This is a genomic window from Kaistella pullorum, assembly GCF_014837035.1.
GTDB classification, from domain to species: Bacteria; Bacteroidota; Bacteroidia; order Flavobacteriales; family Weeksellaceae; genus Kaistella; species Kaistella rhinocerotis.
The window spans coordinates 277,132-291,990 of the sequence record NZ_JACSPS010000002.1 but is presented as its reverse complement, the minus strand read 5'-3'; the positions used below and the strand labels follow the sequence as shown (position 1 = coordinate 291,990).

Annotated in this window: 15 protein-coding genes; 9 read left to right on the top strand and 6 right to left on the bottom strand. The window is 42.5% G+C overall.

Features of this window, described 5'->3' with window-relative positions:
- Positions 1-55: 55 nt before the first annotated feature.
- From H9628_RS05840 to H9628_RS05815, 6 genes are all read right to left on the bottom strand, one after another.
- Positions 56-1,210, bottom strand: coding sequence for a class I SAM-dependent methyltransferase (locus H9628_RS05840; RefSeq protein ID WP_251833185.1), 1,155 nt, complete (start codon positions 1,208-1,210; stop codon positions 56-58).
- Between the two features lie 13 nt (positions 1,211-1,223).
- On the bottom strand, positions 1,224-2,390 hold the full coding sequence (locus tag H9628_RS05835; protein WP_251833184.1) for a methylmalonyl-CoA mutase family protein: 1,167 nt from the start codon (positions 2,388-2,390) through the stop codon (positions 1,224-1,226).
- A gap of 2 nt (positions 2,391-2,392) precedes the next feature.
- Positions 2,393-2,746 (bottom strand): FtsB family cell division protein, encoded by a 354-nt coding sequence (locus H9628_RS05830; RefSeq protein WP_251833183.1) that lies wholly within the window; start codon positions 2,744-2,746, stop codon positions 2,393-2,395.
- Positions 2,730-3,386 carry a uridine kinase gene (gene udk, locus H9628_RS05825; RefSeq protein ID WP_317172620.1) on the bottom strand — a complete coding sequence of 219 codons (657 nt, stop codon included), beginning with the start codon at positions 3,384-3,386 and terminating at the stop codon, positions 2,730-2,732. Before udk ends, H9628_RS05830 begins: the two co-directional genes overlap by 17 nt.
- Before the next feature lie 51 nt (positions 3,387-3,437).
- The gene (locus H9628_RS05820) at positions 3,438-3,995 is read right to left on the bottom strand and encodes a SanA/YdcF family protein (protein WP_251833715.1); all 558 of its coding nucleotides are present in this window, start codon (positions 3,993-3,995) and stop codon (positions 3,438-3,440) included.
- A gap of 77 nt (positions 3,996-4,072) precedes the next feature.
- The gene (locus H9628_RS05815) at positions 4,073-5,197 is read right to left on the bottom strand and encodes a 2Fe-2S iron-sulfur cluster-binding protein (RefSeq protein ID WP_251833181.1); all 1,125 of its coding nucleotides are present in this window, start codon (positions 5,195-5,197) and stop codon (positions 4,073-4,075) included.
- A gap of 32 nt (positions 5,198-5,229) precedes the next feature.
- On the opposite strand from H9628_RS05815, the gene H9628_RS05810 reads away from it, so the two are divergent.
- The 9 genes from H9628_RS05810 to H9628_RS05770 all read left to right on the top strand — a co-directional run bounded on the left by H9628_RS05810 (position 5,230) and on the right by H9628_RS05770 (position 14,715).
- Positions 5,230-5,802, top strand: a complete 573-nt coding sequence (locus H9628_RS05810) for a TlpA disulfide reductase family protein (protein ID WP_251833180.1) — start codon at positions 5,230-5,232, stop codon at positions 5,800-5,802.
- Positions 5,803-5,834: 32 nt separating this feature from the next.
- The gene (locus tag H9628_RS05805; RefSeq protein WP_251833179.1) at positions 5,835-6,812 is read left to right on the top strand and encodes an iron ABC transporter permease; all 978 of its coding nucleotides are present in this window, start codon (positions 5,835-5,837) and stop codon (positions 6,810-6,812) included.
- A 40-nt stretch (positions 6,813-6,852) separates the two neighbouring features.
- Positions 6,853-7,776 carry an ABC transporter ATP-binding protein gene (locus H9628_RS05800; protein ID WP_251833178.1) on the top strand — a complete coding sequence of 308 codons (924 nt, stop codon included), beginning with the start codon at positions 6,853-6,855 and terminating at the stop codon, positions 7,774-7,776.
- A 162-nt stretch (positions 7,777-7,938) separates the two neighbouring features.
- Positions 7,939-8,391 carry a MarR family winged helix-turn-helix transcriptional regulator gene (locus H9628_RS05795; RefSeq protein WP_251833177.1) on the top strand — a complete coding sequence of 151 codons (453 nt, stop codon included), beginning with the start codon at positions 7,939-7,941 and terminating at the stop codon, positions 8,389-8,391.
- A gap of 50 nt (positions 8,392-8,441) precedes the next feature.
- Positions 8,442-10,835 (top strand): 3-hydroxyacyl-CoA dehydrogenase/enoyl-CoA hydratase family protein, encoded by a 2,394-nt coding sequence (locus H9628_RS05790; RefSeq protein WP_251833176.1) that lies wholly within the window; start codon positions 8,442-8,444, stop codon positions 10,833-10,835.
- A gap of 57 nt (positions 10,836-10,892) precedes the next feature.
- Entirely contained in the window at positions 10,893-11,249 is a 357-nt protein-coding gene (locus H9628_RS05785) for a four helix bundle protein (RefSeq protein ID WP_251833175.1), read from the top strand.
- A 48-nt stretch (positions 11,250-11,297) separates the two neighbouring features.
- A complete protein-coding gene (locus H9628_RS05780; protein ID WP_251833174.1) occupies positions 11,298-12,476 on the top strand; it encodes a thiolase family protein in 1,179 nt (392 codons plus the stop codon).
- Between the two features lie 33 nt (positions 12,477-12,509).
- Positions 12,510-12,869 carry a four helix bundle protein gene (locus tag H9628_RS05775; protein ID WP_251833173.1) on the top strand — a complete coding sequence of 120 codons (360 nt, stop codon included), beginning with the start codon at positions 12,510-12,512 and terminating at the stop codon, positions 12,867-12,869.
- Between the two features lie 64 nt (positions 12,870-12,933).
- Positions 12,934-14,715, top strand: coding sequence for an acyl-CoA dehydrogenase family protein (locus H9628_RS05770; RefSeq protein WP_251833172.1), 1,782 nt, complete (start codon positions 12,934-12,936; stop codon positions 14,713-14,715).
- The last annotated feature ends 144 nt before the right edge of the window (positions 14,716-14,859 follow it).

The following is a 14,859-nucleotide window of genomic DNA, read 5'->3' as shown; positions in this document are numbered from 1 at the left end:
TTTTGATGGGTCAAAAGTAAGAAATATTATGAGTTTTGGCAAAATGAACGCGTGTTTATGCGAAAGATTTTAAAATCACTTTACCCGAGTTGGCTTGCGTGAAAATAAGATATTGCCCGCCGCCATCACTTATCTTATATTTTGATTTGATCTGGTCTGGTGAAAGTGGATGATTTTTAGAGATGATGTTGAATTTCTCTTTTTTCCTGATTTCTTTTGCTTCAATTTGTTCAACTTTCAAAACGCGTCCCGGAAAGCTTTCGATTAAGCGGTCAGAAGTGTACAAATGCGAGTTCGGATGCAGTTTATTAAGTGCAAAAACACTGCTTATCAGGGAAAAGGCACCGGCTTTAAGCACAGCAGAGTTCGGGATGCAGAGGTATTGCTGAACTTCCGAGTACGTCGCCGCGGCCGATTTTTCATCGTTAAATTTAAAGCTAAAGACCGAATCCGCACTTTCCAGATTTACGCATTCGATCTGAACGTCACTTGAAGTAGAATTCGGCAAGATGGTCAACACCAACTCTTTAACCTCATTCCGGACAGCAATAATCTGAATCCTCTCAAGATCTGAAATTATCGAAATCAAATACGAAATATCAATCAGCGGGGATAGTTTCACCATTATTTTGGCCGAAATCTGCCGAAGTTTAGGCAGGATTTCGAGCAGGTTCGGGGAAAGGTCTTCAAGCAGAAATTTTTTGTTTTTGTTCACGTCGCGTCGTGCCGGATCGAGATAAATAAGATCAAAAAAGACCGAATTTTTGGCCAAAAAGGCTTCCAGATTGTCCACAATGAAGTTCGCCTGCTGATTGAGGTTAACCCAGTTATGCTCCACCGTTTCAGATAATTGTGCATTTTGTTCAACCAGGAAAACTTCTTCGAAATTCCTGCTTAGAAAATAAGCGTCAATTCCGAAACCGCAGGTAAGGTCAACAAATCTTTTACCGGAGAGTCCCTGCGTTTTAAACTCTGCGGTGGTTTGTGATGAAGCCTGTTCCAGATTGAGGTTTGGCGGAAAAACAATTCCGCGTTTTTGCAGAAAGGGAAATTTCTTGGCGGCAACCTTGCGGCCTTTAATCTGTTGCGCAATTTCATTCATTGCCACGTCCGCAAATGGCGAACGCTTTAGCAGAAGTGCATGCAGATCAGCATTTAAGTTTTTTTCGATGAAATTCTGTACGTCATCTGAAAGCAGGTGCCGGTTCATGCCTGAAAACAATTTATTCAAACATTTCGGCGAGGCGTACAGCTTTTATACGTGATGAATCGTATAACTGTTCGATGCTTTTTGTAGCTTCTTTTGCCGGATAAAGATTGACGCCGATCAGTTTTATTTTTCCTTCTGCAACCCAACGCTGTTCTTCCGTAGCCTGATCATAGACCATTTTTTGGATTTTACCAGTCGATATAGCAGTGATAAATCCACCATCAGCCTCTAAATCCAGAAATAATTTCCACGTCTTCTCAGCAAATTGCCGCGTGATTTCTTCCACATAATAACTTCCGTTCGCCGCGTCTTCGAAGACGTTTACAATGCTTTCGTAAGCCAGTACAATCTGCTGTTTAAAGGAAATTTCGCGCGAGAGACTGTATGCATTTTCTATTCTAAAATCATGACTGTAAACCGCGTCTGCACCGCCAATCATAGCAGCAGAAATCTCAAGCGTAGAGCGGATCAGGTTGTTTTCGGGGTCACTTATCGATTTGTTCCGTTTGGAAGTTTCTGCAAAAATATAGGGCCATAGATCAAGACCGAATTCTTTCGAGAACTCATTAAATAAAAGTTTAAACGCGCGGATTTTAGCAATTTCAAAGAAATAATTAGCGCCCACAGCAAACCTGAACGAAAGTTTTGACAACACTTCGGAACCAAATTTTTCGGTAAGCTCTTTAGCTTTAGCCAAAGCAAATGCCAACTGCTGCACGATAGATGCGCCCGCGTTTTGGTGAAGCGATACATCAATACAGATGTTGCGTTCGAAGTTTTTAGCCAAAAGTTCCCTGGTCAGTTGTTCATCCAATCCAGCATGTTGAATATCTTCAATCGGGTCAACCAAGGAGATATACCGGTTGTTCTCTTCAACCAGGATGTGTTCCGCAAGGTCTTTATTGTTGATAAAGACTAGCTTTTGAGACAGATTTTCAACGTTTTCATCGAGCAAAAAAGCAAATACTTCACTTTCAAGATTTTCATCAAAGTAAGAAACCAATTGCGTGGACTCTTCTATTTTAGGCAAAACCGGCAACGAAGCTCCTCCGGCTCCATAATAAGGTTTTACGCTGATGCCTTCAAGGTTTTCTTTCTGCAGCACAGCATAAATATCACCGGTTTTCAGCTGTTTCTGAACCAGATTTTCCCAATCTTTAAGCGTTGTTTTTTCGAACATCTTTACTGCGTTTTATTGACGTTTGTACTGTCCACCACCAGAATGAAGATTTCTTCATTGGGTTTCTTCATGAAATAGTTTTCGCGCGCAAATTTTTCCTTCTCCTGCTTATCATTCATTAATTTCTTGTAGAAATCGTCGTTTTTCTTGTACTCATCTTTGTAGTACGCAAGTTGTTTTTCGTATTTGCGTATCTCGCCATTCATTTCATTGATGACCAGAAATGATGTACTGTCAAAAAAAACCATCCAGCAAAGGAAAAGTGCAATGGTAATCGCATATTTATTGAGCATATATTTGCGAAACCAGCGCAGCGCAGGTGATTTAGGCTTTATTTCTTTAATTAGTGTTTTCATGGCGCGTCTGCTTTTTCAGCGTATTATTGATGACAGTGGAGAGAAAATCAATGGCCACCGTATTTTGCTTCATATTTGGAACGATGAGATCTGCCTCATTTTTCGAAGGCTCGATGAATTCCTGATGCATAGGTTTCAGCGTAGTCTGGTAGCGGTGAAGCACTTCCTGCAGATCACGTCCTCTTTCCTGTGTATCCCGACGGATACGCCGGATGAGCCTTTCATCGGAATCTGCGTGTACGAACACCTTTAAGTTATATTCTTTAAGCAGCTCTGCATTGGTAAGAACTAAAATCCCTTCTACTATCAGTACATTTTTCGGCTCGATGAGCAGATGGTCGCCTGTGCGTGAGTGTGTTACGAATGAATACAGCGGCTGTTCGATAGACTCACCGCGTTTGAGCGCTTTCACGTGCTGAATCAGCAGTTCAAAATCGATTGATTTTGGATGATCATAGTTAAGGACCTCGCGCTCTGATAATGTAAGCTGCTGATTATCATGATAATAATTATCCTGAGAAAGCACATTTACACCTTCAGTATTCAGTTGTTGAAGAATTTTATTCACCACCGTGGTTTTTCCGGAGCCAGTTCCGCCTGCGATTCCTATTACGAGCATATCCTTTTTGTTTGTGCAAATATAATACTATGCGCGGTTTCTATCCGAATCTTTGGCAAATAAACAGCGTCGCTACCCTTTTCGCTCGATCCCGAAAATGTAGTAAATCACCGCTACCACGCGTGCCAGAAACTCCCGTGATTGGTTTCTGTAATAACTTCTGTTCGCCAGCACGTCCTGCGCATCAAAGCCAAGGGCATTCATATTATTGTTACGTGCATAAAAAAGCGCGCGCAAATTGTGAAATCCCTGCGAAACAATGATGATATCGTTCTTTTGGAAGACGCGTTTGCAGTTTTGGATGCTGGCCTGCGTCTTGAAGCCTTTTGGGTCTTCCGTAATGATGCTTTCCGGCACGCCCTCCTGGTACACAAGATAGTTCTTCATCGCGTAAGGTTCATCATAACCCGGACTTTTCTCGCCACTGACAATGATTTTTTTTATTTTTCCGTGATGATAAAGCAATGCGGTGGCATCCATCCGCGAAGTGAAATACGGATTGGATGCCCCGGATTTCATTCGCGGCGAAGTTCCTAAAACCAACGCCGTCTCACGTGGCGGAATTTTGGAGATTTTGGTGAAAGTGCGTCCATTCGTGAGGGCATATACCCAGATATTAGCAAGAATCATCAGCAATACCGCGATCTCAACCAGCGTAAAAAAAGTCCTGAATATGTCTAAAATCTTTTTTACCACGGCAGCTGGATTTAAGCAACATCAAAATTTACTTTCACCTTCTCACTTAAGACGACTGACATACACGCAAGAATCTTTCCGGCCGATTCTTCTTTTTCGGTCAGATATTCGTTTTCAAGCAGCTCCACGTCCCCTTCCACAAGCTTACATTCGCAAATACCACAAATCCCCGATTTGCATGAATAAGGTACCGGAAAACCCTGCGCCAGCAGTTGCTGCAACAATCTGGCTTTGTTATTTGGTAGTGTAGAATGATAATCTCTATTAAAAAGTTTAAAGTCAACCGCTATATTTTGCACGAGCGGAAACTCCTTTTCTACTGGATAAATATCTTCATTAAATGTTTCAAAAAGTTCAAAATGAATGTTCTTTTTTGGAATCCCGTTGTTATAGCAGGCGTTAGCGAGCGAGCGGATCATCTCACCTTTGCCGCAGATCAGCACTTCATCTACGGCATCCCAAATTGTACTTTCTTCATCAGTATCATCCAAATGCAGGATCTGATTGATGATAAGATGAAGTTTCTTTTCATCCAGGCGACCCTGAAAAAGATGGTCAGGTGTGTTTTCGCGCGAAAAGAAATAGTAAACCTGAAGTCTTTCACTATACTTTTCAGTTAACTCGTCTAGATCTTTTTTAAAGGCGATTTCTTCCGTCCGGCGGTTTCCGTAAAACAGAAAAAGCCTTGTGCGCGGTTCGGAATGCAGAATGTTTTTGAAATGACTAAGCAATGGCGTAATCCCGATTCCGCCGGCAAAACCGATTATTGTGCGGAATTCGTGCGGTTTTGAGGTGATCGTAAATCGCCCTCTAGGTTCGGAAACTTCCAGAACATCACCCACTTTGTAATCATTAAACAAAACATTTGCAGAACTGTCATCCGACGAAATCTTGATGCCAAGTGTTATTTTCTGCTCGAATGGCGCCGAAGTCATCGAATAATCGTTTTGGAAAACGGTATCGCCGGCCTGATATTTCACTGTGACGTACTGACCCGCCTCAAACTGAAAATTGCTCTTCAAATGCGCCGGTATTTCAAATTCGAGCATGAAGGTGTTTTTGTTCAGCTGCTCTTTTTTTGCTACTTTTAGCGGATGAAATACGGCCTGACGCGGCTTTGTAGAAAGTGTTTCCATATCAATACTGTTTCAAAAATACTAAAAATAAAATGAAAAATTTACTCCTGGTTTTAATGCTCGTCGGCGCACTTTCGTCTTGTAAAAAAGAACATACTACACTGGACAGCAGCACAGAAACCGAAACTTTAAATACCGATTCCTCGTCTGCACATGCGACGCCGGAAAACTTCACGCCCTTCAGACAAATAGAGCTCTCACCCGACCAGGCATCCGCTTTACTTGCAAAAAAAGACAATGACACGCTGTACATCACCAACTTTTTCGCCACATGGTGCGGACCGTGCATGCGCGAAATTCCGCACTTCAAGGAAAAGATGCAGGAAGTGAAAGGTCAGCCGGTAAAATTCACCTTCGTGGGCATCGATGCTAGAGAAGACTGGCCAACGAAAGTAAAAGATTTCGCTGAAGAGAATAATTTGTCTAAGAACATCGTACTCGTAGATCCGGAAAAGCTCTCCCTTGAGTTTTTCCCCAAAAATTTTGATCAGTGGGACGGCGGCAGCATTCCGTTTACGCTGATGCGCAAAGGCGATAAGTCTGACGAAACAATCGGTATGATGACGAAGCAGATTTTGGATGAGAAAATAAATTCATTCAAATAAAGTGGTTGTCAAGGGTTTATAAACGAAACCGAATGGACAGGAAATTTAAAATTCTTTGTGGCGCCATTTCGCTTGCGATCATAACAGTAAGCGCCATCAACCTGAATATTGGGTTTTCAGATTTAAATTTCCGCGATTTTTTCACCGATACAGCAAATTCACAGATAGCAGGTCTTCGCATCAACCGTGTCGTAGCGGTCGTTCTGGCGGGTTTGGCAATTCCCACATCCGGATTTTTACTGCAGGAGTATTTCCAAAATCCGCTCGCCGGGCCGTCTGTTCTTGGAATCACGTCTGTGGCGAGCCTGAGCGTGGCTTTTTATCTTTTCTTTTCGCAGTACATCATTCTGCCGGAGATTTTGCAGGACAGCTTTATAAGCGTTTCGGCAATCGGTGGAAGCCTTGTCCTGATGTTGCTGCTTCTGGCATTTTCGCGCAGATTAAGCGACAGATCATCGATCATCATCTTCGGATTTCTTGTTTCGGCGCTGGCCGGCGCGGTAGTTTCGGTGCTGCAGTTTTACGCGGAAAGCCAAAGTTTAAAAAACTATGTTCTGTGGAGTTTCGGAGCAAACAACCAAGCTTCCGGACGGCAGTTGTGGATTTTAGGAATAATTGTACTTGGAGGACTTTTCGCAGCCTTCAAAAGTATTAAACCTTTGCTTGGCAGCGCTTTAGGAAGCGCATATGCGCAAAGTTTGGGTGTGGATCTGAATAGGCTCAAACTGCTCATCATCATTTCGTCTTCGGTTTTGGCGGCGTCGGTAACGGCCTTTTTAGGACCGATTCTGTTTGTCGGAATCGTGGTTCCGCACTTCTGCAGACTAATCTATAACCCCGCAAAACTTTGGCATCAGTGGATTTTGAACCTTTTGTTGGGTACTTTTATAATGCTGTTTTTTTCGGTCATTTCAGAACTCACGCTGTTTCCATTAAATGTGATTACCTCCGTTTTTGGCGTTCCTGTAATTCTGGCAATGATGCTCAAAAGCCGGAAAGCAAATTTTTAATTGTAAACTTGAATCAGCCCAGGTTTAAATACACGGAATTATGTTTTTAAATATAAATAAAGCAGCCTTTGGATACCGGAAACCGTTGATTAAGAACGCAGATACCGCATTGCACACCGGTGAAATCTGCCTCATCATCGGTAATAATGGAGTGGGAAAAACCACTTTGCTCAAAACTTTGTTAAAACAGATCCCAACGTTAAGCGGTGACATCTTCCTGAATAATCAAAATCTTAAAACTCTTTCCCACGAACAGATTGCGGAACAGATTGCGGTGGTTTTTTCAAAATCCGAAATTCCGGCAAACTTCAAACTTCGTGACCTGATTTCCTTAGGCAAATACATCCATTATCCGTATTATTTCGATCTGAACAACGACGATAAAATTGAAGTTTCGAAAATCATCGATGATCTCGGTCTGCAGCAATACGCGGATTTCCCGCTGCGCAACCTCTCAGACGGTAATCTGCAGAAAGCCTTCATCGGGCGCGCCCTCGCACAAAACTCGCCGATGATAATCCTGGATGAACCTACGACGCATTTGGACGAAAAAAATAAGATCACAATCCTGAAAATTCTAAGAAATCTGGCTAAAAAGCACCACAAACTTATACTTTTCAGTTCACATGACTGGCGCCTGGCGAAAGAATTTGCCGATAAAATCTGGTTGCTGCACGACGGGAAACTCGATACGGGAATTGCGGAAGAGATTCTACTGAATCATCATGAATTACTCAATCCCCAACTTTTTAACCTCGGAAAAGGCTTTGTGGCTGCAAAGATTGTTGCTCCCGCTTTACAAAAAGAAATGCTGTACTCTCTGCTCCAAAAAAATTACGCTTTTGATATCTCTGCAACGAAATTCTCTTACTCTGGTGATATTTGGACCGTAAAAACTGAAAATGAAGTTTTTGAATGCAAATCATTTGAAGAAATAATAAAAACATTAAATAATATCTACTAAAAATTTAAAATAGATTCAGATATAATAATACAGGTCACTTTTACGGTATGTTTTGCATACTATTTAATTAACTGCAAATCAACACATTACCACACTCCTATCCAGATACTATGCATGCATAGTATTTTTTTGTTATATTTGGTTTGAAGAAGATTAAGGGCTATGAAAAACAAAATGAACGAGAAAGTAGATAATATAGATCTGGTACTGAAATCTACGTGGCTTGCGGTTTCGAAGATGTACTCTGATTTGGCGCAGGATTATGATGCTACTGCGGTACAGGCACTTACACTCCTTAAAATTGATCCGAAAGACGGTACGCGCAGCACAAATCTGGGTCCCAAAATGGCGATAGAACCTACGTCGCTCACGCGAATCATCAAACTGCTTGAGGACAACGGCTATATCTATAAGGAGAAAACCACCAATGACAAGCGCGAGGTAATCATTAAACTTACAGACAAAGGACTGAACAGCCGTAACCTTTCGAAGGAAGTCGTGCTCAATTTCAATAAGACCGTCATGGAAAAAATTCCAAACGAAAAACTTGAAATTTTCAAAGAAGTGATGGGAGAAATCCTGCAGATTGCCAATCAGCTCAATAACAAAAAATAGCGCAACGAAGGTTGACGCTGTTATCAAAATAGTAATCAAAAAAATTAATAATGAAAAGAAGAATCAAACACGTTACGGTTCTCGGTTCAGGAATAATGGGTTCGGGTATTGCAGCACACTTTGCCAATATCGGCGTGCAGGTGCTCTTACTCGACATCGTTCCATTTGAGCTAAGTGACGCGGAACAGAAAAAAGGCCTCACGCTCGAAGACAAGAACGTGCGCAACAGGATTGCAGCAGAAAATTTTGCGAAACTGAAAAAAGCCAGTCCTGCCCTTCTCTACACACCAAAATTTGCCGAAAGGATTACCGTAGGAAATTTTGATGACGACCTGAAACAGATTAAAAATACCGACTGGATCATTGAAGTGGTAGTTGAAAGACTCGACATTAAGAAATCTGTTTACGAAAAAATTGAACAGTTCCGTAAACCGGGAACTTTAATATCTTCAAATACTTCCGGTATCCCGATTCATCATTTGGTGGAAGGCAGAAGTGAGGATTTCAAAAAGCACTTTGCGGGAACCCACTTTTTCAACCCTGTAAGATATCTTCCGCTATTGGAAGTGATCCCCACGCCGGATACCGACCCGGAAATTGTGAAATTCTATATGGATTTCGGGGCAAAATTCCTGGGGAAAACCACAGTGCTTGCAAAAGACACGCCTGCATTTATCGCAAACCGCGTGGGTGTATTCTCGATGATGAACCTGCTTCATGAAGTAAAAGGACTTGGACTGTCTGTAACAGACATCGATAAACTCACAGGTCCTGTAATCGGCCGCCCGAAGTCCGCTACTTTCAGGACTGCGGATGTCGTTGGGCTTGACACTTTAGTAATGGTTGCCAACGGTGTGAGCGCCAGTGGCACCGAAGCTTCCAACTCGAATGATGTATTTAAACTGCCTGAGTACATCCAGAAAATGGTAGATAATAACTGGTTAGGCTCCAAATCGCAGCAGGGTTTTTACAAAAAAATCAAGAATGCCGAAGGCAAATCTGAGATTCATGGTCTGAATCTGGAAACAATGGAGTACGAACTTCAGGAAAAAACCAGTTTCCCTACGCTTGAGCTTACCAAAAACATTGATAAGCCTATTGACCGTTTCAAAGTTTTAATTGAAGGAAAGGACAAAGCGGGTGAACTGTACAGAAAATCACTTGGAGCGCTGTTCGGATACGTTTCGCATAAAGTTCCCGAAATTTCAGATGAAGTATATAAAATTGACGACGCTATGCGTGCAGGTTTCGGCTGGGAAAACGGACCGTTTGAAATCTGGGATGCGGTAGGTGTAGAAAAGGGAATTGACCTGGCAAAGGAAGCTGGCTACGAAGTTTCGGATTGGGTGAAAAATGTAGACACTTTCTATAAAGTTAATGAAGAAGGTCAATCCACCTATTTCGACAAAAATTCCGGTAACTATCTGAATACTCCCGGAAAGGAATCCTTTATCATCCTCGACAATATCAGAAAAAACAAAACCCTTTGGAGCAACTCAGGTTCAGCTATTCAGGATTTGGGTGACGGTATCATCAACTTTGAGATCCGTTCCAAAATGAATTCGCTTGGCGGTGAAGTTTTAGATGGTTTAAACAGAGCCATCGACCTTGCCGAAAAGGAATACGACGGTCTTGTAATCGGTAACCAAGGTGCCAATTTCTCTGTGGGAGCCAATCTTGCTATGATTTTGATGATGGCGATTGAGCAGGATTGGGATGACCTGAATATGGCGATTGCCTATTTCCAGAAATCAATGATGAGGGTTCGATACTCCTCAATTCCAGTTGTTGTTGCACCTCACGGAATGACACTCGGCGGAGGTTGCGAAATGACGATGCATGCAGATCGCGTAGTTGCGGCTGCAGAAACGTATATCGGACTGGTTGAAACCGGCGTTGGTGTAATTCCGGGTGGCGGCGGAACAAAAGAGTTTGCCATCAGGACTTCACGCGAATTCCAGAAAGACGATGTAAAAAACAACAGACTCAGGGATATGTTTATGAATATCGCCATGGGTAAAGTGGCTACATCAGCTTATGAAGCATACGACATGGGCATCCTGGAAGAGCACAAGGACATCGTGGTTGTGGACAAAAACCGACAGATAAAAACCGCCAAGATGCTTGCTTTAAGTTTAGCGGAACACGGATATACTCAACCTATCGAACAGAAAGTGCAGGTTTTAGGCAAAGATGCCCTGGGAATGTTCTTAGTAGGAACTGATCAGATGCTTACCGGAAAGTACATTTCTGAACACGACAAACTGATTGCCGACAAACTGGCCAACGTCCTCGTTGGCGGTAATCTCTCGGAACCTACAGTTGTAACAGAACAGTATTTACTCAACCTCGAAAGAGAGACCTTCCTTCAGCTTTGCGGTGAAAGAAAAACCCTGGAAAGGATACAGTACATGCTGCAGAAAGGTAAACCTTTGAGAAATTAGAATGGAGAATGCGAGACTTGAGACACGAGATTTTTAATACAGCAAAACCATAGAACCATGCATAATATTAACAAATTGAAAATATGGAATGACTCGATTGATCTGTGCGTGGAGGTTTATAAAGCCTTAGCAAATATGCCGATGGATGAAAAGTACGGATTATCATCTCAAATCAAAAGATCTTCGGTATCCATTCCTTCAAATATCGCTGAAGGCGCAGGCCGACAAAGTGAAAAAGAATTTTATCATTTCTTGAATATCGCATATGGTTCAGCGTATGAATTACAAACGCAACTTATTATCTCTGAAAGGTTAGAATTTATTACTTATGAAATCAACCGGCCGCTTTTAGAGAAGTTGGAAGAAATTCAGAAAATGATCTATGTCTTCAAGGAAAACATTAAAAACAAATAATTAACCGCAAGAGTCTCATATCTCTTGTCTGAAAATCTAAAATCTAAAATGAAACAAGCATATATAATAAAAGGCTTCAGAACAGCCGTAGGCAAGGCGCCAAAAGGCAGTTTGAGATTTACCAGACCCGACGTTCTGGCGGCAACCGTCATTGAAAAACTGATGGCCGCCGTACCGCAACTGGACAAAGACAGAATTGATGACCTTATCGTTGGTAATGCAATGCCAGAGGCGGAACAGGGACTCAATGTCGCGCGTTTGATTTCTTTAATGGGATTGAGCACCGATAAAGTTCCCGGCGTAACCGTAAACAGATACTGCGCGTCCGGTAGTGAAGCGATCGCTATTGCCTCTGCAAAAATTCAGGCCGGTATGGCCGACTGTATTATAGCAGGTGGTACCGAATCCATGAGTTACATCCCGATGGGGGGTTATAAACCCGTTCCGGAAACCAATGTGGCGAAATCCCACCCGGATTACTATTGGGGAATGGGCTACACCGCAGAAGAAGTGGCAAACCAGTATAAGATTTCTCGTGAGGAGCAGGATCAGTTTGCTTTTGAATCTCACATGAAAGCTTTAAAAGCTAATGAAGAAGGACGGTTTGCGAATCAGATTGTCTCCATTCCTGTAGAATATAATTTCTTGGATGAAAACCAGAAGATGCAGACCAAGAAATTCGATTTCTCTGTAGATGAAGGCCCAAGGAAAGACACTTCTCTGGAGGGCTTGGCAAAATTGCGTCCTGTTTTCGCGAACGGAGGTTCAGTTACTGCCGGAAATTCTTCCCAGATGAGTGATGGCGCTGCTTTCGTTATCGTGATGTCCGAAGAAATGGTGAAAGAGTTAGGTCTTGAGCCGGAAGCACGTTTAGTTGCTTACGCAGCCGCGGGTCTCGAACCAAGAATTATGGGTATGGGACCACTCTACGCTATTCCGAAAGCACTAAAACAGGCCGGACTCGATCTTAAGGATATCGATCTAATCGAGATGAATGAAGCCTTTGCATCCCAGTCAGTTGCAATTATCAAAGAACTGGATATGAACAAGGAAATCCTGAACGTAAACGGCGGAGCCATTGCCCTTGGCCATCCCCTTGGCTGTACAGGAACCAAACTTACCGTACAGCTTTTAGACGAAATGCGTAACCGCGGCAATAAATACGGAATGGTCACCATGTGCGTAGGTACGGGACAGGGAGCCGCTTCTATATTCGAACTTCTCTAAAAATTTTGGATTTTAAATTATAAATTTTGAATCATGCAAAAAGATAACTTGATTAAGGATAAGACTTTCAACTTCGCGTTGATGACCATTGAGTTATATAAGATTTGCAGACTTCAGAATGAATATGTTTTATCAAAGCAAGTGCTGCGAAGCGGAACTTCCATTGGAGCAAATGTTCAGGAAGCCCTAGCGGGATTTACTGACAAGGATTTTCTCTACAAAATGTCCATCGCCAGCAAAGAGGCGCGGGAAACACAATATTGGATTGAACTTTTACACGAGTCTTCTCTTGTAAATTTTGATGTCATTCAGTACAGAAACGAAATCGATAGTATTGTAAAAATCCTCACTTCGATCGTAAAAACGCTTCAGGATAAACAACGTCTTAAATAATTCAAAATCCATCATCTAAAATCCAAAATTAAAAATCTAGAATTTAAATTTTAAAATTAAACTAATGGATAATACCACTCAAAAAACCCTAATCGGCGGTGATTTCCTTATCAAGGAAACACCTGCTGCGGAGATTTTCACTTTAGAAGATCTTTCTGACGAGCAAAAGATGATGCGCGATTCTGCAAAAGAATTTATCGACCGCGAAATCGTACCGCATCACGAGAGATTCGAAAATAAAGATTACGCTTTGACGGAAGAAAGCATGCGCAAACTGGGCGAAATGGGCTTCCTCGGTGTTACAGTACCGGAACAGTACGGCGGTCTCGGGATGGGCTTCGTAACTACGATGCTTGCCTGCGACTATCTTTCCGGCGGTAACGGATCTTTGGCAACAGCTTTCGGTGCACACACCGGAATCGGAACTTTGCCAATCCTTCTTTACGGTACTGAAGAGCAAAAAAACAAATATCTGCCCGACTTAGCTACAGGCACCAAATTCGGTGCTTACTGCTTGACGGAGCCGGATGCAGGTTCGGATGCAAACTCTGGTAAAACCAAAGCAAAACTGTCTGAAGACGGCAAACATTACATCATCAACGGGCAGAAAATGTGGATTTCGAATGCAGGTTTTGCTGAAATTTTCATTGTTTTCGCTAAAATTGAAGACGATAAAAACATCACTGGTTTCATCGTAGAAAAAGAAGGTACAGAAGGACTTTCTTTCGGCGAGGAAGAACACAAATTGGGCATCCGTTCCTCTTCTACCCGCCAGGTTTTCTTCAACGACATGAAGGTGCCGGTTGAAAATCTTTTAGGTGAAAGAAACAATGGTTTCAAGATCGCCTTGAACGCACTTAACGTAGGCCGTATCAAGCTTGCTGCAGCCAACCTCGACGGACAGCGCAGAATTGTGGCGCATGCTGTGAAATATGCAAACGAAAGAAAACAGTTTGGTGTTTCGATTTCAACATTTGGTGCAGTTCGCAAGAAAATTGCGGAAATGGCAACCGGAATTTTCGTTTCCGAAGCCGGCTCCTACCGTGCAGCAAAAGATGTTCAGGATAAAATTGACGAACTGGTTGCAGGCGGCATGGATCACCAGCAGGCAGAACTGAAAGGTGTGGAAGAGTTCGCAGTCGAAGCTTCTATACTTAAAGTTTTTGTTTCCGATCTTACGCAGCAAACTGCCGACGAAGGTTTACAGATTTACGGAGGTATGGGCTTCAGCGAAGATGCCCCTATGGAAGCGGCCTGGAGAGATGCACGTATCGGCCGAATTTACGAAGGAACCAACGAAATCAACCGTCTTCTTGCGGTAGGAATGTTGATTAAGCGCGCCATGAAAGGCCAGCCAGACCTGATGTCACCGGCTATGGCCATCAGTAAGGAACTGATGGGAATCCCGTCTTTCGAAGTGCCGGATTATTCTGAATTGTTAAGCGAAGAAAAAGCCGTAATTGCGAACCTTAAGAAAGTGTTCTTAATGGTCTCCGGTGCTGCCCTGCAGAAATACATGATGGATATCGAGAAACAGCAGCATTTGTTGTTGAACGCGTCTGAAATTCTGAACCAGGTTTACATGGCAGAATCTGCCATTTTAAGAGCAGAGAAACATTTCGCGGCAGATTCAGTGGAAGTGGCCATGGCTCAGCTCAACCTGTACAAAGCCGCAGAAAAAATCATCTCCGCTGCCAAGGAAGGCATCATATCGTTTGCCGAAGGCGATGAGCAGCGTATGATGCTTTCAGGCTTGAGAAGATTCACCAAATACACCAACCAACCGAATGTAGTAGCACTTACCGAAAGAATTGCCGCGCATTACGTAGAGAAAGGTCATTACTAAAAACAGTTTTTAAACTATACTTCAACGCCCCGGGAATCCGGGGCGTTTTATAGTTTTTGGTAAACAAATAAATTACTTTTTTTGGAATAAAGTAAACTATTATATACCTTGTGATAGATACAACGTAGTGAAAACCAATGAATA